The following is an 18,644-nucleotide window of genomic DNA, read 5'->3' on the forward strand; positions in this document are numbered from 1 at the left end:
GTTTGATGATTCTTCTTTTATTTTAATACATCTTTTACAAATTGTTCAATCATTGCTTCAAAATAAAAAGAGGCCGAGACATAATTAACCTACGTTTACCATCACCATAAAAAATCCGAACGAGTTGGATTCTCTATCAAGAATCTCAATTCATCGTTCGGATCTTCCTTCAGCTAAAATATTTTGTGCCAGCCTCTGTTTTAATAGACAGACGTATTCTCTTTAGAAGTAGATTCTAAAATCTCTTTAACTCTTGCCAAGAATCTGCCGCACACCAAGCCGTCTAACACGCGGTGATCAAGGGATAAACATAAGTTAACCATATCTCGAACAGCAATCATGTTATCAATAATAACCGGACGTTTTACAATAGATTCTACTTGTAAAATAGCCGCTTGCGGGTAATTAATAATCCCCATTGATTGCACGGAACCAAATGAGCCTGTGTTGTTAACAGTAAACGTTCCGCCCTGCATGTCTTCAGACTTCAATGAACCCGTACGAACTTTTTGCGCGAGCTCTGTAATTTCACGCGCAATGCCTTTGATTGTCTTTTCATCGGCTTGTTTAATAACCGGCACAAACAAAGCATCGTCTGTTGCAACAGCAATGGACACATTAATGTCTTTTTTCTGAACAATACGGTCTCCTGCCCACATTGAATTCATTTGAGGGAATTCTTTTAAAGCTTGAGCCACTGCTTTTACGAAGAACGCAAAATACGTTAAGTTAAAACCCTCTTTTTGTTTGAACTCCGTCTTTAATGCATCACGATAAGAAACTAAGTTCGTTACATCAACTTCAACCATTGTCCATGCATGCGGAATTTCGTGCTTGCTGCGAAGCATATTTGCTGCAATAGCTTTACGCACGCCTGTAACAGGGATTTCTTGATCTCCTGCTGCAGACACAACCGGCGCGGGCTGCTGCGTTTTTGGAGCAGCTGCCGCTACAGGTGCTTCTGGCTGAACTGTTGATGCAGGTGTTTCTTTCACTTCAGCAGCTCCGCCTTTTTCGATAACAGCTAAAATATCTTTTCTCGTAATGCGGCCGCCCGCCCCTGTTCCTGTCACGGTATCTAAATTAATATTATGTTCTTGTGACAGACGCATAACAGCTGGAGAGTACCGACTTTTATTGGATTGACTGTCCGCTGTTTTTGACGCTGATTCTTCTACAGTCTTATCAGACGTTTTCTGTTCTTTTTGAGGTACAGTTCCTTCTACTTCAATTAAACAAATCACTTCTCCTACAGGCAAAGTATCATCTTCACCTGCAATTAACTCTTTAATTGTTCCACTAAAAGAAGAAGGCACTTCAGCATTTACTTTATCCGTCATGACTTCAGCTAACGGGTCGTACTTATTTACGTGATCTCCAACAGAAACGAGCCATTTGCTAATTGTACCTTCTGTTACACTTTCACCGAGCTGCGGCATCGTAATTTTTTCAATAGCCAATTGATACAACTCCTTTTAAAATTGAGCTAATTCTCTCATTGCTTTTTCTACTTTATCTGGATTCACCATAAAATATTTTTCCATTGTTGGTGCATACGGCATAGCTGGAACATCAGGGCCAGCAAGGCGCTGAATTGGCGCATCTAAATCGAATAAGCAGTGTTCAGCAATAATAGCTGCTACTTCGCTCATGATGCTGCCTTCTTTGTTGTCTTCCGTTAAAAGCAGGACCTTACCTGTTTTAGATGCCGCTTCAATAATAGCTTCTTTATCAAGCGGATAGACCGTTCTTAAATCTAAGATGTGTGCTGAAATACCGTCTGCTTCCAGTTTTTCAGCAGCTTGAAGAGCAAAGTGTACACAAAGACCATATGTAATAACCGTGATGTCGTCTCCTTCTCTCTTTATATCTGCTTTGCCAATCGGAAGTACATAATCATCTTCAGGGACTTCTCCTTTAATCAAACGGTACGCACGCTTATGCTCAAAGAAAAGAACTGGATCATCATCACGAATAGCTGCTTTTAATAATCCTTTTACGTCATAAGGCGTAGAAGGCATCACAATCTTTAACCCTGGCGTATTGGCAAATAGTGCTTCAACAGATTGAGAATGATAAAGAGCACCGTGAACTCCGCCGCCGTAAGGAGCTCGAATTGTAATTGGACAACTCCAATCATTATTAGAACGATAGCGAATTTTCGCTGCTTCTGACACAATTTGATTGACTGCAGGCATAATAAAATCAGCAAATTGCATTTCAGCAATCGGACGCATGCCGTACATTGCCGCTCCGATTCCTACGCCTGCAATAGCAGACTCTGCAAGAGGTGTGTCAATGACTCTTTCTTCCCCGAACTGTTCGTATAGTCCGTTGGTTGCTTTAAATACGCCGCCTTTTTTCCCTACGTCTTCTCCTAATACAAACACGCGGGAATCTCTTTCCATTTCTTCACGAATGGCCATTGTTACTGCATCAATATATGAAATAACCGGCATATGTTCTCCTCCTTACTCACCGTACACGTATTTTAAAGCCGATTCCGCTTCCGCATAAGGAGCGTTTTCAGCATAATCTGTTGCATCATTAACGATGTTCATAATATCATCAAGCATTTGTTTTTCTCGTTCATCGGTTAACACGTTAACCTCTTTTAAATAAGTCGCAAAGTACGCAAGCGGATCGCTCTTTTTAGCTTCAGACAATTCTTCTGCTCCGCGATATGCACGATCATCGTCATCACTTGAATGGGCAGTCAAACGCTCTGAAACAGTTTCAATAAGAGTAGGCCCTTCTCCTCTGGATGCACGATCTCTTGCTTCTTTTACCACTCGGTATACTTCAAGGACGTCGTTTCCATCAATTGTGTAGCCTGGCATGCCATATCCAATTGCACGATCAGATACTTTTGCGCATCCTAGCTGCTTTTCAACCGGAACAGAAATCGCATACTTGTTATTTTCACACATAAAGATAACAGGAAGCTTATGAACACCTGCAAAGTTCGCGCCTTCGTGGAAATCTCCTTGGTTGGAAGATCCTTCTCCAAACGTAACAAACGTTACTAAGTCTTTTTTCTCCAATCGTCCTGCTAAAGCGATTCCTACTGCATGAGGCACCTGTGTTGTAACTGGAGAAGATCCTGTTACAATTCGCTTTTCCTTATGCCCAAAGTGACCTGGCATTTGACGACCTCCTGAGTTTGGATCTTCTGCTTTAGCAAACCCAGAAAGCATTAAATCACGCGCAGTCATTCCAAATGCTAGCACAACACCCAGATCGCGGTAATAAGGTAATATGTAATCATTCTCTCTATTTAAGGCAAAAGCTGCGCCAACTTGAGCGGCTTCTTGACCTTGACATGAAATAACAAAAGGCACCTTCCCTGCACGATTTAATAGCCACATACGCTCATCAATTTTTCGTGCAAGCAGCATAGTGCGGTACATTTCAAGTACTTGTTCATCAGTTAATCCTAATGATTCATGACGGTTTTTTGTCATGTTTAAACCTCCTTTAATCATCAAAAATGAATCGCTTTTCCATCTACAGCTAATGAAGCTTCTCCCATCGCTTCTGAAAGGCTAGGGTGAGGATGAATGGTATGAGCAATTTCCCATGGTGTAGCATCCAATACCTTTGCAAGACCTGCTTCAGAGATCATATCCGTCACGTGAGGTCCAATCATATGCACACCAAGGACATCATTTGTGTCGGCATCAGCAATAATTTTAACAAATCCCTCTGCCTCTCCATATACAAGAGCTTTTCCAACGGCCTTAAACGGAAACTTTCCAACCTTCAGCTGAAACCCTTGCTGTTTTGCTTCTTGTTCTGTTAATCCTACACTTGCTGCCTCCGGGCTGCTGTATACGCATTTAGAGATTGTTGTATAATCAATCTTCAAAGGCTTTTCACCATGTAAATGCTCAACAGCTACAATTCCTTCGTGAGAAGCTACATGTGCAAGCTGCAGTCCGCCAATCACATCTCCAATTGCGTAGATATGAGATTCTTTCGTTTGATAAAAATCATTTGTGGCAATCACACCGTTTTCTACTACAATATCGGTATTCTCGAGACCAATTCCTTCGACATTCGCTTGACGCCCTACAGATACAAGCAGCTTTTCTGCTTCATATTCTTGCATATCGTCTCCTACTTGAGCGGAAATTTTCACCTGACCATCAATAGACAGTGTATCAGCCATTACTTTAGCAGAAGTAATAATGGTAACTCCTTTTGCTTTTAAAAGCTTCGTCATTTCACGGGAGATATCTTGATCTTCTGTTGGTAAAATTCGATCGCTGTATTCAACAACCGTTACATCAACATCAAAATCTGTGAGCATTGACGCCCATTCAATTCCGATAACGCCGCCTCCCACAATAATAATAGAAGCAGGAAGTGTTTCCATCTTTAATGCTTCATCTGAAGTGATTACTTTCTCTCCGTCAATCGTTAAACCAGGTAATGTTCTAGGACGAGACCCTGTTGCGACAATTACATTCTTTGGAATAAGCATTTCGTTCTCTTCACCGCTTTTTAATTCGACGGAGATAGTTCCTGGCATAGGAGAAAAAATAGAAGGTCCTAAAATACGTCCAATTCCTTCATATACCTCAATTTTACCTTTTTTCATTAGCTGTTTGACACCATTATGTAACTGTGAAACAATTTCTGACTTTCGTTCTTGTACACGTGCATAGTTCAATAGTACATTGGACGTTTCTACGCCAAATTCACTGCTTTTCTTAGCCGTTTGATAGACTTCTGCACTTCTTAGTAAAGCTTTGCTTGGGATACACCCTGCGTGCAGGCATGTGCCGCCTAACTTATTTTTTTCCACAACCGCTACCGATAGACCTAACTGAGAGGCACGAATAGCTGCTACGTACCCTCCGGTTCCACCGCCGAGAATGACCAAATCATATTCTTTTGCCACACTGCTTCACACCTTTCTGCAAACGCTATTAAGCGCCTTTATATTCCTTCACTTCTTCTTCACCTGTAAGCACTCGTAGAGCCCCTTCAGCTAGCGCTTGAAGCTCATTTTCTCCAGGATAAACAATGACATCTGCAATCCACTTTACATGATTAATAATCAGCTCAACAAACGCTTTTGAATAAGCAATGCCTCCCGTTAAAATAATGGCATCTACTTTTCCATGCAATACCGTACTGGCAGCTCCAATTTCCTTCGAAATTTGATAAGCCATTGCTTCGTAGATAAGCTTAGCTTTTTCGTTTCCATTTTTCACCATCAATTCGACTTTCTGCACGTCAGATGTGCCCAAATAACCGACAAGCCCGCCTTTTCCTACAAGCATTTTCATAATCTCCTCGCGGTAATACTGACCTGAAAAGCAAAGACGAACTAATTCACCAACCGGTACACCGCCAGCGCGCTCTGGACTAAAAGGACCGTCACCGTGCAGGCCATTGTTCACATCAATTACTTTTCCGCGTTGATGAACTCCGACTGTAATGCCTCCACCCATATGGGTAACAATAACGTTCATTTGTTCATATGTGTTATTCATTTCTTTAGCCACTTTTCGAGCAACCGATTTTTGATTCAGCGCGTGAAAGATGCTTTTCCTTTCCATAAAAGGAGTTCCTGAGATACGAGCGATGTCACTTAGCTCATCTACCACCACTGGATCAACAATGTACGCTGGAATATTTAATCCAGACGCAATCTCAAAAGCTAAAATCCCGCCTAAATTTGAAGCATGATGGCCGGCATAACCGTCTTTTAAATCTTTGAGCATGGCTTGATTTACTTCATATGTGCCGCCTTCAATCGGGCGTAAAAGCCCTCCTCTTCCACATACTGCACTTAATTTAGATAAATTAATCCCTTCTTCATCAAGTGCCTCTAAAATCGAGTTTTTACGGAACTCATACTGTGCATATATCGTCTCAAACTGATTCATTTGCTGTGAATCGTAGCGGATTGTTCGATCAAAAATTGGTTTATCGTTGTGAAACACGCCAATTTTTGTGGACGTTGAACCCGGATTTATTATCAGCATTCGATATTCGTGCATATCCAACACATGTCCTCCTACCTTATCATTCTCATAAACGAAGGCTAGGTCGAAAGGATTTCATTTATTCCTTTTGCCTAGCCTTCAGCTCAAACATTAGCGCGTATGACGTCTACTTAAAATATGCTGTCCATTTTGTAAAAATTGACTGCGTGAACGACGCAGCTTTTCAATTCTTTCTTCAGCTAAGCGATCTGCTGCTAGATAGGTTGGAATGCCATCTCGCTTTGAGATTTCAACTACCTTTTCAATATTATCATAAATACCTTCAACTTTTTTCAGCGCACGCTCACGGTTATACCCAACTAGCTCATCAGCTACGTTAATAACGCCTCCTGCGTTAATAACATAGTCGGGTGCATATACAATGCCTAATTCATGAATTAAATCACCATGACGCGTTTCTTTCAATTGATTATTAGCTGCCCCTGCAATAACTTTTGCTTTTATTTGAGGGATCGTTTCATCGTTAATCGTTGCTCCGAGTGCACAAGGAGCATAGATATCACATTCTACACCATAAATATCATTCGGGTCTACTGCTTGCGCACCAAATTCTTCTACCGCACGCTGAACAGCTTCTTTATTAATATCCGTTACAATAAGTTTCGCTCCTTCTTCGTGAAGGTGGCGGCATAAATTATACGCTACGTTTCCTACACCTTGGACAGCTACTACTTTTCCTTCAAGCATATCTGTTCCAAATGCTTCTTTTGCTGCTGCTTTAATTCCTCGGTATACGCCGTAGGCTGTGACTGGTGATGGATTGCCTGATGAACCAAAAGCAGGAGATACACCCGTTACATAATCCGTTTCCTCATATACAATATCCATATCCTCTACCGTTGTGCCCACATCTTCTGCTGTAATATATCGACCATTTAACCCTTGAATAAAGCGACCAAATGCACGGAACATCGCTTCATTTTTGTCTTTGCGAGGATCTCCGATAATAACCGTTTTCCCTCCTCCTAAATTCAAGCCTGCTGCTGCATTTTTATAAGTCATTCCGCGTGATAGACGAAGCGCATCTTCAATTGCAGCCTCTTCTGATTCATATGTCCACATTCTCGTACCGCCTAGAGCTGGTCCAATTGTTGTATCGTGAATCGCAATAATGGCTTTTAAGCCTGAATCTTTATCTTGGCAAAATAATAACTGCTCGTAATCGTATGTTTCCATATAGTCAAAAATTTTCATTGTTAGTGCCTCCTAAGAATTCTGTTGGGCGACGCTGATAGCAAGCGCCAGTGAGTATAATTTACTTTCTGATGAATCTGCTCTGGATGTTAAGACGACCGGAGCTTTTGCTCCTGCTAGAATAGCTCCAACTTTTGCTTTAGCAAAATAAATGAGGGATTTATATAAGACGTTCCCTGTTTCAATTGCTGGAACGAGTAATATATCTGCTTGACCGGCAACTTCACTTTGAATGCCTTTTTGCTTGGCTGCTTCTATGTTAATGGCATTGTCGAGTGCTAAAGGTCCATCAATAACGCAGCCTTTAATTTGTCCTCTGCGGTTCATCTGTGTAAGAAGCGCAGCCTCTACTGTTGCAGGCATCAAAGGGTTCACAACTTCAACCGCTGCAATAGGAGCTACCTTTGGCATCTCTACCCCAATAGAGTGGGCAACGTTCACCGCATTTTGAATGATTTGAACTTTCTCTTCCAGAGATGGCGTAATATTCATAGCTGCATCTGTTACAAGAATCGGACGGTCATAGTGAGGAACGTCAAACACAGCTACATGTGATAAAACATTTCCCGTACGCAAACCATGCTCTTTATTTAACACAGCTTTTAAGATAAGCGATGTGGATAAATTCCCTTTCATTACGATATGAGCTTGACCTTGCTGAACTGAACGCACAGCCAATTGAGCCGCTTCTAAAACGGACTCCGTATGTACGACCGTCACAGCCTTATGAGTGAGTAAGGATGGGCGGTACTGCCTGAATAATTCATTAATTGTCGTTTCGTTGCCAAACAAAATAAATTCAGAAACTTTCCTTGACACAGCTTCATACACTGCCTCAATTGTTTCTAAGTCTTCAGCTGCAGCAACAGCAACAGTCAAAGAAGACTGCTTAGCAACCCGAGATAAGATGGTAGCAAGAGTCATGGAATGTTCGACCTCTCCTTTTTCATTCTTTCGTTTGCTCCGTTTTAAAGAGCATACTGCGCGTTTATGCAGTCACCTAAAATACATGCAAGATTTGTGCCATCCTCTGCATATATTACATAATATAGCTGCTTATATCCTTTCTTACGCACAAAAAAAATTTTTTTATTGATTCTAACAACAAATAGAAAAAAAGAATACCTCTTTATTTATATGCAACAAATTGCACACCATGCATTTTATTGCATGCTGTTATTTGCAAGATTGTATTTTTCCAACTTATAATACAAAGAACGCAGGGAAATATTAAGCTGTTTTGCTGTTTTCGTTCGGTTATACTCGTTTGCAAGCAGCACTTTTTGAATAAGTTCCGCTTCGTAATTTTCCATCATGTGCGCTAAAGTCTTCCCTTCGAACATTACCTCTTCATTCACCTGATTTTTTTCTTTATTGCCCTTGCCTTCAAGTGAAGGGAGATGAACAGAATCAATCATTGTTTCTGTATAGTGCATATAAATAATCGCTCTACCTAATATGTTTTCAAGCTCTCTGACATTTCCTGGCCAGTCGTATGATCTTAATGACTGTAAAGCCCGCTCTGTTACTCCTTCAACATGTCGGCCGTAATCTTGATTAATTTTTGTAATTAAGTGTGTAACAAGCGCACCAATATCCTCTTTTCTCTTCCGAAGTGGAGGTATGTGAATCGGAATTTTGTTTAGCCGATAATACAAGTCCTGTCTGATGCTCCCATCAGCCATTCCTTTTTCTAAATTCACATTCGTAGCTGCAATAACGCGAACATTCACCGGAATAGGAGTCGTTCCTCCAACGCGAATAAGCTCTTTTTCTTGAAGAACCCGAAGCAGCTTAGCCTGCATATGAGCTGAGAGCTCCCCGATTTCATCTAAAAAGATGCTACCGTTATTGGCTTCTTCAAAAACGCCGCGTTTCCCGCCTCTTTTTGCCCCGGAAAAAGCTCCTTCTTCGTACCCAAAAAGTTCACTTTCAAGCAAAGACTCAGAAAGCGCAGCACAGTTAATCCGGACAAATTTATTAAACTTTCGGCTGCTCGCATTATGAATAGCATGTGCAAACAACTCTTTACCCGTCCCAGATTCACCTCTAAGCAAAACAGTAGCTGGTGTTTTAGCAGCAAGTCTAGCCTGCTCAATTGCTAACTGAAACTCTTCAGATTGACCAATGATATCAGCAAATGAATATTTCGCTTCAAGCGTTCGGATAATTTGACGCGCTCTTTTGAGTTCATTTGTAAGCTCTTGAATTTCAGACATATCATGAATAACGCCAACGCTGCCTTTTAATTTTCCATCAACAATAACGGGTGCAACATTCACAACTACGTCTCTTTTACTCGGACCGAGCCTCATCCTTACACCTCGAACAGGACGCCTTGTTTGCAGCACCTTCATGTGCATACTGTCTCCTTCAGAGATATCGGCAGTCGCGGGCTGACCAATAATATCCGTCTTTTTTAAACCCGTAATTCTCGTATAAGCAGGATTAATTAAAATCCCTCTTCCTTCTTCATCCACAACCGAAATAGCTTCTTCAGAAGATTGAATAATAGCTTGAAGCATAGTTTGTACTTCTTTTAAGTTCGTAACTTCTTCTGCCAATCCGACAACGTCCGTAATATCTTTAAAAATCGAAAAGGCCCCAAACAGCTCTCCATTCTCGTCGAGTATTGGTATTCTAGTCGTAATTACCTTGCGTCCGCTATCTAACACAAATTCACTATTTTGATCAATCGTTTTTGTATGAAGAACATCAACAAGTTTACTATTTGGAATGACTTTATGAAGATGCTTACCAATTACATCTCTGTGTGAAAAGTTCGTCAAACGCTCAGCACTTTGATTAAATAGCGTAATATATCCATTCCTATCAATCACGACCATCGCATCATGAGCCGCGTTGAAAATAAGATCATATTTATACGATTCTTGCTTTAACCGCTGAATTAACTCTTCTTTTTCCTCCATCAGATTGGCCATAATTTCAGCAACCAATCCCGGCACTACCAGTGCATCAGCGGGTTTGCTTCTTTGCAATTGTTGAAAGACGCCTTGTTTACCTGTTGTTTCAACAATGACATCGAGCTGCTTTGTCATATAAGGCTCCCAATTCATTCCGGTTGAAATATCTTGTTCTTGCGCATGCAAAACAGCCGGCGCGTTAGCTCGTACGTCTACTACACCAATCACTTTCATAAATTCTGTTTCCAACAAGATTTTCAGAATAGCTAATCCGCCTTTTCCTCCTCCAACAATCAACACATTTTGCATATTTTTTCACCTTTTCTACTTAATATGTACATATTCCGTGCAAAATATTGCATATACCTATCATATAAAAAAAGAAACGCTCTTGACAATTTATTTAGTTCTTTTATGATTCAAGTATAACGGTTTGTTAATGTAAACGCATTCATTTTAAAAAAAGAGAAGAGAAAGGAGCAGTTATGGTTCGAATTATCGCACTGCTAATCTTACTTATTCCTGGTATACTCGCTGGCTATGGCATTAAACTTATGAGAGATATGATTTTTGGCATCCTGCAATCCCCGTTCCCTTCTTTATTTTTGCAATTTTCAGTCGGTCTTCTATTATTTTTAATCGGCCTTGGATTTGTTGCTGGCTTTATTCTGCACAGAGACCGCAAGCGAAACAAAGTTCAAAACAGATTTCAAAAAGATAAAAAAACATCGCATTAATGCGATGTTTTTTTACGAAAAGCGCCCTCCAAATTGCTTCACCATTTTTTCTGGATAATCGGTAATAACGGATTCACATCCATATTTTCGAAGCTGCTCAGCTACTTTTACATCATTTACTGTGTAAGGTCGCACTGGAATTTGACAATCTTTTGAAGCGGCTACATTTACTTCATTAACGGTACGCTGATTAGGGTGAAGAGCTTTTGCGCCAAGATGCTGCGCATATACCCAAGGCTCATACATCGGATAAGAATATAAAATAGCTGTTTCAATCGTAGAATCCAGAGAACCAATTCGGGCTAAGCTGTTATGATTAAAAGATGAAATCATCGTTCGATCCTTCATCTTGTATAAATAAATTAAATCCAAGACTTTCATTTCCAAGTATGGATAGTCAAATATATTGTTTTTCAACTCAATATTTACGCTAATTCCTTCACTTAAAGCCCACTCCATTACTTCATTTAACGTGGGGATTTTACATACTCCATACTTTTTTTTGAACTTATAGCTCGCATCTAATTTTTGTAAATCTTGATACGTAAAATCTTTTACATACCCTTTTCCATTCGTCGTTCGATCTACTTTTTCATCATGAATTACAGCAAGTTCTCCATCCTTTGTCATATGCACATCAAGTTCAATTCCATGTGCTCCAACTCTCGCTGCTTCTTTGAAGGAAATCATCGTATTTTCAGGAAACGTTCCAGCTGCGCCGCGATGACCTATTACAAACATACTTGCTCAACTCCTCTATTATCACTTATTATTAACTTTAGCATTACTTAATAGTGAAAGCACGAATTTACTGTTTATACTTTTTTACTTTCATTACTTTATATGCAAAAGGAGGTCGTTGTGTATGAGACCACTGCAAATTTCACCGGATACAGCCGTAAAATTAGCGGAACAATTAAATATCCCTCTCGAGCAATTAATGCATATGCCTCAGCATATTTTGCTGCAGAAACTTGCTGAATTAAATGCGAGCGAAGATAAAAAAGGATCTGAATAACAGATCCTTTTTTCTTTCGAATTTTCATTTCCAAAAATAGTATTACCTTATCACTTCATTCCCCATAACATATATTAGAATATTTAATAATATAAATGTATTTTTAAAAATGCTTTTAAATAAGTAATTTAATACTTTTTTGTGTATATTTAATTATTTTTTGATTTTTCCATATAATTTCATTGACGAAATTATTGTTTTTCTACTAAAATAAAAATACATTATATTTATTCCAGTACTTATATTCTGATTTTTTGATCAATTCAAAAAAAAGAATTAAATAGTATGAGAAAAATTTAGGGGGACTTCATTATGCAAGCAGCTGTACAACACGAAAATCAGCAGCCAAATGGGTCTAGGAAAAAACATCCTCCTGGACTGTACTTATTATTCGCTACTGAGGCATGGGAAAGGTTTAGTTATTATGGAATGAGAGCCATTCTGGTTCTTTATTTAACTGCTACCGCTGCTCAAGGTGGACTCGGGGTAGATAAAGCAACTGCACTGAGCTTATATGGAACATTCACTAGTGCTGTTTACATTACGCCAATGATTGGCGGATATTTAACAGACCGCTTCCTCGGAAGAAGGTTAGCCATCACTATCGGTGGTGTGATTATGGCACTTGGGAATTTTTCCATCTTCATTCACCAAAGTGTAGCCGCTTTGTATATCGGACTTGCTTTATTAATTATCGGAAACGGATTTTTCAAACCAAATATCTCCACATTGGTCGGAGATCTGTATGAAGAAAATGATCCTCGCCGTGACGGTGCTTTTACCATTTTTTATATGGGTATTAACTTTGGTGCATTTTTCGCACCGTTAGTTGTTGGATTAATGAGTTACAAATACGGATTTTTAACAGCAGCTATTGGAATGGTTGTTGGACAAATTTTATTTAACCTACTGGCTAATCGCTACTTAGGTGATATCGGGAAAGAGCCTACAGGAAAAGTTCACGCAGCGGCATCTCAAACATCAACTGCTCCGCTGACAGTACGAGAAAAGAAAAGAACGGTTGCTATCGTTATTCTAGCCTTCGTTGTTATTGCTTTCTGGACAGCTTTTGAACAGGCTGGAAGTTCTTTAACGCTATATGCTCAAGATCAAATTAATCGTCAAATAGGTAGTTTCACGGTTCCAACAGAGTGGTTCCAATCATTGAATCCGCTGTTTATCATGATTTTAGCACCAATTATGTCACTAGTTTGGTACAAGCTAGGAAATTCAAAACGCGGTGATTTCAAAACGCCAACAAAAATGGGTATGGGACTTGTAACAGTCGGATTAGGATTCTTAATTTTAATTCCGGCCGTTATGTATACTGGTAATGATCCAGCTTTAAAAGTAAATATCCTGTTCATGATTTTCACTTACTTCCTGCACACGCTAGCTGAGCTTATGATTTCGCCAGTAGGGTTGTCTATGGTAAGTAGACTAGCTCCATTAAAGCTTGCTTCTCTTTTAATGGGCGTATGGATGGCAAGCTCTGCTGTCGCTAATAAGCTAGCGGGTGTTCTTGCATCTTATACACAGTCTTTAGGTTATTTCGATATCTTCAGCTTAATCGGAGCTGTAACAATTGTACTTGGAATTATTGTTCTGTTCCTTTCAAAACCGATTGCTAAATTAATGGATTAAAAAAAGCAGCCTTTTCTGAAGGCTGCTTTTTTTATAATTTACTCATCCATATCCCATTTAAAATATGGAGATAAATTTTTTAATGCATCTTCTAAATCTTTTTTCAAGTACAAAACCCTCATAACAATTAAATAAATTATTTCAATAAAATACACCACTATGGATATGAAGAAAAACAAGATGCACGTTCCATTAACCTCAATATTTTCACCTCTTAAAACAAAATAAAAAGACCAATGAATGATTAAAATTCATCGGCCCTGCAGTAGAAAGTTTATTGGTTTTCAGTTTACTATCTAGTGTAAATTCCAAAAGTTTATCGGCATGTACTCTGTATTACAAAAGGTATAAACTCACTCAAAACCCCGTAATTCCAGCAGTCCTATCCCTTTCAACTCGCTTTATGTTCAAGGCGTAATTTATCCGCAACCATGGCGATAAATTCACTATTTGTCGGCTTCGCTTTTGACATGCTGACAGTATATCCGAATAATGAAGAAATGGAATCAATGTTTCCTCGGCTCCATGCTACTTCAATGGCATGACGAATGGCGCGCTCAACGCGGCTTGCCGTTGTATTATATTTTTTTGCAATATCAGGATACAGTACTTTTGTAATCGACCCAAGCAGCTCAATATCCTTATATACCATTGAAATGGCTTCTCTCAAATACAAATAGCCTTTGATATGAGCAGGTACACCAATTTCGTGAATGATGCTCGTAATGCTTGCATCTAAATTTGCTGGTTTGCTGTCGCGATGTGAACGCATGGAAGAAGATGAACGTTGCATAAATGAAGATGTTTGTCCGCTAACTTGACGAATATGATTCACTAAGTTTTCCATATCAAACGGTTTTAGAATAAAATAAGCAGCTCCTAAATCCACCGCTTTTTTCGTTACGTCTTCTTGACCAAATGCTGTTAGCATAATGACATTTGGATAATTTTCTTTTTTCATTTCTTTTAACTGACCTAAAACTGCTAATCCATCTAGATGCGGCATAATAATGTCTAATACAAGAACATCCGGATTTTTATCTTTTAAAATGGATAAACACTCTTGTCCATTGTAAGCTACTCCGATTACTTCCATGTCTTCTTGCTCTGAAATATAATCTTCAAGCAAACCAATTAGTTCCCGATTATCATCAACCAAGCATACTTTAATTTTTTTCAATGCAGCTTCCTCCTCAGTCCTTTATGTTATACGTCGTTTCCTACGTGTCTCTATTCTTTATTCTAAAGGACAAATTCGACAATGCAACATTATTTCCTTTATTTTTTTAGAAAAAAGTCTTTTAAATGGAATTTATTCGGTTTTCTCTTATTTTCTTTGTTTTTCGACGTTTTTCTCGTACATTTACGACAATAATTTTTATCAAAAAAAGCGAACTAATGACAACATTAGCTCGCTTTTTTTCGATTATTTTTATAAATATCAATTCCTGCTTCGTTAAGCATCCATTCAATATGGACACCATAACCCGAGGTAGGATCATTTACAAAAACATGGGTAACCGCTCCAACGACTTTACCGTTTTGAATAATCGGGCTCCCGCTCATTCCTTGAACAATTCCACCTGTTTTCTTTAGCAATTTAGGATCTGTAATTTTAATAACCATTCCTTTAGTAGCCGGAAACTTTTGAGGTATAGTACTCATAATTTCAATATCAAATTCTTCCACTTGATCATCATCTACTACCGTTAGAATTTTAGCTGGTCCTTCTTTTACTTGATGAGATAGGGCAATTGGCATTGCTTTATCCATTATTCCGTTTTCCATCGTTGAAGACAATTTTCCAAAAATACCAAAAGGACTATTTCGTGTAATATTTCCAATGATTTGTCTATCTTCAGAAAACCTTGCTAGCTTTTCACCGGGAACGCCGTTAGAACCTTTTTCAATTGATGTAACGGTCGAACGGACAATTTGTCCATCTTCTACTACGATTGGCTTTTTTGTATCCATATCCGAAATAACGTGGCCTAAAGCGCCGTATTTTTTAGATTTTGGATCATAAAAAGTCATTGTGCCAATTCCTGCAGCTGAATCACGGATGTATAAACCAATTCTGTACGCATAATCTTGCTTATCTTTTAACGGATACAGCTTAGTGTCAAACTGCTTTTTTTCTCTTAAAATATGCAGATTTAATGGTTCACCCGTTTTTCCTGCCTGCTGAATAAACGGTGTAATATCACTCATTTTTTCAATGGTTTTACCATTAATCTTCGTAATCATATCTCCAACTTGAATACCCGCAATTTCGCCAGGAGATCTTTTACCTTTTGCTGTATCTACCTGATGATAGCCTACAACAAGAACACCTTTTGAATTTAATTTCACACCGATTGATTGTCCACCTGGAATGACTTTAAAATCAGATAATACCTGCACGTCTACACGCTTTACAGGAATACCGGCCAAATGAAGCATCAACTCTTCTTTGCCTACCTGTTTGCCTGCTACAGTCAGCTTCGCCTTGTTACTTGTTACATCGTAAACAGGTGATGAAGCTTCTACGCTAAGCGGTAATGTCGTATTAATTTTTTCTTTTTGCTGTTCAAATAAGACGATTTGTTTTGGAATGTGTATATATTGTTGCACAACTGGAATAAACCCTACAAAGATGAACGAAACAAGGAGAATCGCACCAATTATATGTCTGTATCGATTTTGCATGTTTTCACTCTCCTCGCTTCCTCGCCTAAATGGCTACACATTTAATTTAGCCTTCTTAGAGCGCATTTATAACAGAAGTTCAGAGAAAAATGAAAAGAAGTGCAAGGAAACATTTTCAGTTCCTCCATTTTGTATAAAAAAACACCTCTAACACATACTGTTACGTGTTAAAAGGTGTTTTTTTAAATGGTGTGCTTCATCTTATCCGCTAAATCTAAAAGCTCTTTGGCATGTTCCTTCGTTAAGCTTGTAATTTCAGCTCCTGCAATCATTCGACCAATTTCTTTTACTTTTTCATCAAGAGTTAATGGAAGAACAGATGTCGTTGTACGATCACCTTTTATCTCTTTAGCAATAAAGAGATGAGTATCTGCCATCGCTGCTACCTGAGGCAGATGAGATATACAGAGAACTTGTGAATCAACAGAAATAGCATGTATTTTTTCACCGATCGATTGAGCTACTCTTCCACTTACGCCTGTATCAACTTCATCAAAGATAATGGACGTCACGCCTTGATGCTTAGAGAAGATGCTCTTTAACGCCAGCATAATTCTTGACAGTTCTCCTCCTGATGCTACTTTTGCAAGAGGCTTTAAAGGTTCACCAGGATTGGTAGAAATATAAAATTCTACGTTGTCAATGCCGTCTTTGGTGAATTTTATTCTTTCTCCATTTAATTCAACGTCATTTTTACCTGCATTTACAACAGAGAATTTAATTTGAAATACGGTCTTAGCCATATACAGTTCTTGAAGCTCATGATGGATGCTGTCCGTTAACTCTTGAGCAAGTTTTTTTCGAATAGCTGAAACGTTATTAGCTTCTACTAATAAATCCTGTGCTACACTGTTTAACTGTTCTTTGATCTTGCTCACATGCGTATCTCGATTTTCAATACGATCAATTTCATCTTCAATTTGCGCTGCATATTCTAGAATTTCATCTACACTTTGACCATATTTACGCTTTAAGTGATTAATTTCATTTAAACGCGCTTCAATAAAGTCTAAGCGTTTGGGATCAAATTCTAATAAATCAAGCTGCTGACGAATTTTATAAGATGCGTCTTCTAGCTGATAGAAGCTCGATGAAATGATCTCAGAAATTTCGGCATAGTTTTTTTCCAGTGACGAAATATCCTCCGTATGATTCATTGCTACGCCTACCCAATCTAAACCTTGATGTTCACCGTGCAGCGCATTGTACGCATCGTTTAGCGACGTATAGATCTTTTCAAAGTTAGAAATCTTCAAACGCTCTTCATTTAGTTCCTCGTCTTCGTTCAGCTGCAAATTTGCCGCTTTGATTTCATCTAATTGAAATTGAATAAGATCGAGGCGATGTGCCATCTGCTGTTCATTTTCAGTTAATTGATCGAGCTGCTTTTTTAGCGATGTATACCTAGAAAATACCTCTCGATACTCCGTCAAAGCCTCTTCTACTTTTTCTCCTCCATATTGATCAAGAAGAGTTAAGTGACGATCTTGATTCATTAAATCTTGGTGCTCGTGCTGTCCATGTATATCAATTAACGTCTGTCCGACTTCACGTAGGATAGCTAACGTTACGAGCTTACCGTTGATGCGACAAATACTTTTCCCATTTGTAGTGATATCTCGGCGAAGCACAATCATTCCATCTTCCACTTCCAAACCGACTTGTTTGGCTTTTTCGTGACTCGGATGCTGTTCTTCATCAAATAAGAAAAGTCCTTCAATTTCGGCTCTGTCTGTTCCGTGGCGTACAAACTCGGAAGAGCCTCTTCCACCTACTAACAATGAAATGGCATCAATAATAATCGATTTCCCCGCTCCTGTTTCGCCTGTTAATACCGTTAAGCCTTTTTCAAATGAAACAGAAAGTTCATCAATAATCGCAAAGTTTTTAATGGATAATTCAGCTAACAACCTGCTTCACTCACCTTTATAACATTTCTAAGAATCGGTCTGATATAATTTGCGTATCTTCAGGAGTACGGCAAATAATCAAACATGTATCGTCTCCACAAATTGTTCCTAATATTTCATCCCAGTCCAAATGATCAATTAATGCGCCAATCGCATTTGCATTTCCCGGTAATGTTTTCATCACCAACATATGCCCAGCTGAATCAATTTTTACAAATGCGTCCATAAGAGAGCGCTTTAACTTTTGTAAGGGATTAAAACGCTGATCTGCAGGCAAGCTGTATTTGTATCGACCGTCCATCAAAGGCACTTTGACTAAGTGCAGTTCTTTAATATCACGAGAAATTGTTGCCTGTGTTACATTAAAACCTTGGTTTTTTAAAATATCTACCAATTCATCCTGTGTTTCAATATCATTATTCGTGATAATATCACGAATTTTAATATGTCTTTGCCCTTTATTCATGTTGGCACCTCACATTAATATGTAATCTTCTTTTTGTTTTGTT

Annotated in this window: 16 protein-coding genes; 3 read left to right on the forward strand and 13 right to left on the reverse strand. The window is 38.9% G+C overall.

Annotation, left to right across the window (positions count from 1 at the left end; all coding sequences use genetic code 11):
- Positions 1-200 precede the first annotated feature (200 nt).
- The 8 genes from MKY06_RS22625 to MKY06_RS22660 form a co-directional block, all read right to left on the reverse strand.
- Positions 201-1,460, reverse strand: coding sequence for a dihydrolipoamide acetyltransferase family protein (locus MKY06_RS22625; protein WP_013059120.1), 1,260 nt, complete (start codon positions 1,458-1,460; stop codon positions 201-203).
- 15 nt (positions 1,461-1,475) lie between these two features.
- Positions 1,476-2,459, reverse strand: coding sequence for an alpha-ketoacid dehydrogenase subunit beta (locus tag MKY06_RS22630; protein WP_013059121.1), 984 nt, complete (start codon positions 2,457-2,459; stop codon positions 1,476-1,478).
- 12 nt (positions 2,460-2,471) lie between these two features.
- A complete protein-coding gene (locus MKY06_RS22635; protein WP_013084976.1) occupies positions 2,472-3,464 on the reverse strand; it encodes a thiamine pyrophosphate-dependent dehydrogenase E1 component subunit alpha in 993 nt (330 codons plus the stop codon).
- A 20-nt stretch (positions 3,465-3,484) separates the two neighbouring features.
- Positions 3,485-4,906 (reverse strand): dihydrolipoyl dehydrogenase, encoded by a 1,422-nt coding sequence (lpdA, locus tag MKY06_RS22640; RefSeq protein WP_029320250.1) that lies wholly within the window; start codon positions 4,904-4,906, stop codon positions 3,485-3,487.
- A 28-nt stretch (positions 4,907-4,934) separates the two neighbouring features.
- Positions 4,935-6,014, reverse strand: coding sequence for a butyrate kinase (gene buk, locus MKY06_RS22645; protein WP_371399907.1), 1,080 nt, complete (start codon positions 6,012-6,014; stop codon positions 4,935-4,937).
- A gap of 96 nt (positions 6,015-6,110) precedes the next feature.
- Complete coding sequence (gene bcd / locus MKY06_RS22650; protein WP_013059125.1) at positions 6,111-7,214, reverse strand: branched-chain amino acid dehydrogenase; 1,104 nt, start codon at positions 7,212-7,214, stop codon at positions 6,111-6,113.
- Between the two features lie 12 nt (positions 7,215-7,226).
- Positions 7,227-8,138: a phosphate butyryltransferase gene (gene yqiS / locus MKY06_RS22655; RefSeq protein ID WP_029320246.1), complete on the reverse strand. Its 912-nt coding sequence runs from the start codon at positions 8,136-8,138 to the stop codon at positions 7,227-7,229.
- Positions 8,139-8,377: 239 nt separating this feature from the next.
- A complete protein-coding gene (locus MKY06_RS22660; RefSeq protein ID WP_013059127.1) occupies positions 8,378-10,447 on the reverse strand; it encodes a sigma-54 interaction domain-containing protein in 2,070 nt (689 codons plus the stop codon).
- Between the two features lie 176 nt (positions 10,448-10,623).
- Between MKY06_RS22660 and MKY06_RS22665 the strand changes: the two genes are divergently transcribed.
- A complete protein-coding gene (locus tag MKY06_RS22665; protein ID WP_013059128.1) occupies positions 10,624-10,875 on the forward strand; it encodes a DUF2627 domain-containing protein in 252 nt (83 codons plus the stop codon).
- 12 nt (positions 10,876-10,887) lie between these two features.
- On the opposite strand, the gene MKY06_RS22670 is transcribed toward MKY06_RS22665, so the two are convergent.
- The gene (locus MKY06_RS22670) at positions 10,888-11,616 is read right to left on the reverse strand and encodes a glycerophosphodiester phosphodiesterase (protein ID WP_013059129.1); all 729 of its coding nucleotides are present in this window, start codon (positions 11,614-11,616) and stop codon (positions 10,888-10,890) included.
- Between the two features lie 124 nt (positions 11,617-11,740).
- On the opposite strand from MKY06_RS22670, the gene MKY06_RS22675 reads away from it, so the two are divergent.
- Positions 11,741-11,893 carry a YycC family protein gene (locus MKY06_RS22675; RefSeq protein ID WP_013059130.1) on the forward strand — a complete coding sequence of 51 codons (153 nt, stop codon included), beginning with the start codon at positions 11,741-11,743 and terminating at the stop codon, positions 11,891-11,893.
- 312 nt (positions 11,894-12,205) lie between these two features.
- On the forward strand, positions 12,206-13,537 hold the full coding sequence (locus MKY06_RS22680) for a peptide MFS transporter (protein WP_013059131.1): 1,332 nt from the start codon (positions 12,206-12,208) through the stop codon (positions 13,535-13,537).
- Between the two features lie 391 nt (positions 13,538-13,928).
- Here MKY06_RS22680 and spo0A read toward each other — a convergent pair whose 3' ends face one another.
- The 4 genes from spo0A to ahrC form a co-directional block, all read right to left on the reverse strand.
- Positions 13,929-14,717 (reverse strand): sporulation transcription factor Spo0A, encoded by a 789-nt coding sequence (spo0A, locus tag MKY06_RS22685; RefSeq protein WP_013059133.1) that lies wholly within the window; start codon positions 14,715-14,717, stop codon positions 13,929-13,931.
- Between the two features lie 227 nt (positions 14,718-14,944).
- On the reverse strand, positions 14,945-16,225 hold the full coding sequence (gene spoIVB / locus MKY06_RS22690) for a SpoIVB peptidase (protein ID WP_016765539.1): 1,281 nt from the start codon (positions 16,223-16,225) through the stop codon (positions 14,945-14,947).
- Between the two features lie 182 nt (positions 16,226-16,407).
- Positions 16,408-18,135: a DNA repair protein RecN gene (gene recN / locus MKY06_RS22695; protein WP_013059135.1), complete on the reverse strand. Its 1,728-nt coding sequence runs from the start codon at positions 18,133-18,135 to the stop codon at positions 16,408-16,410.
- 16 nt (positions 18,136-18,151) lie between these two features.
- Positions 18,152-18,601, reverse strand: coding sequence for a transcriptional regulator AhrC/ArgR (gene ahrC, locus MKY06_RS22700; RefSeq protein WP_013059136.1), 450 nt, complete (start codon positions 18,599-18,601; stop codon positions 18,152-18,154).
- Positions 18,602-18,644: the final 43 nt, after the last annotated feature.

The sequence above is a fragment of the Priestia sp. FSL P4-0332 genome (assembly GCF_038005845.1).
Lineage (GTDB): Bacteria > Bacillota > Bacilli > Bacillales > Bacillaceae_H > Priestia.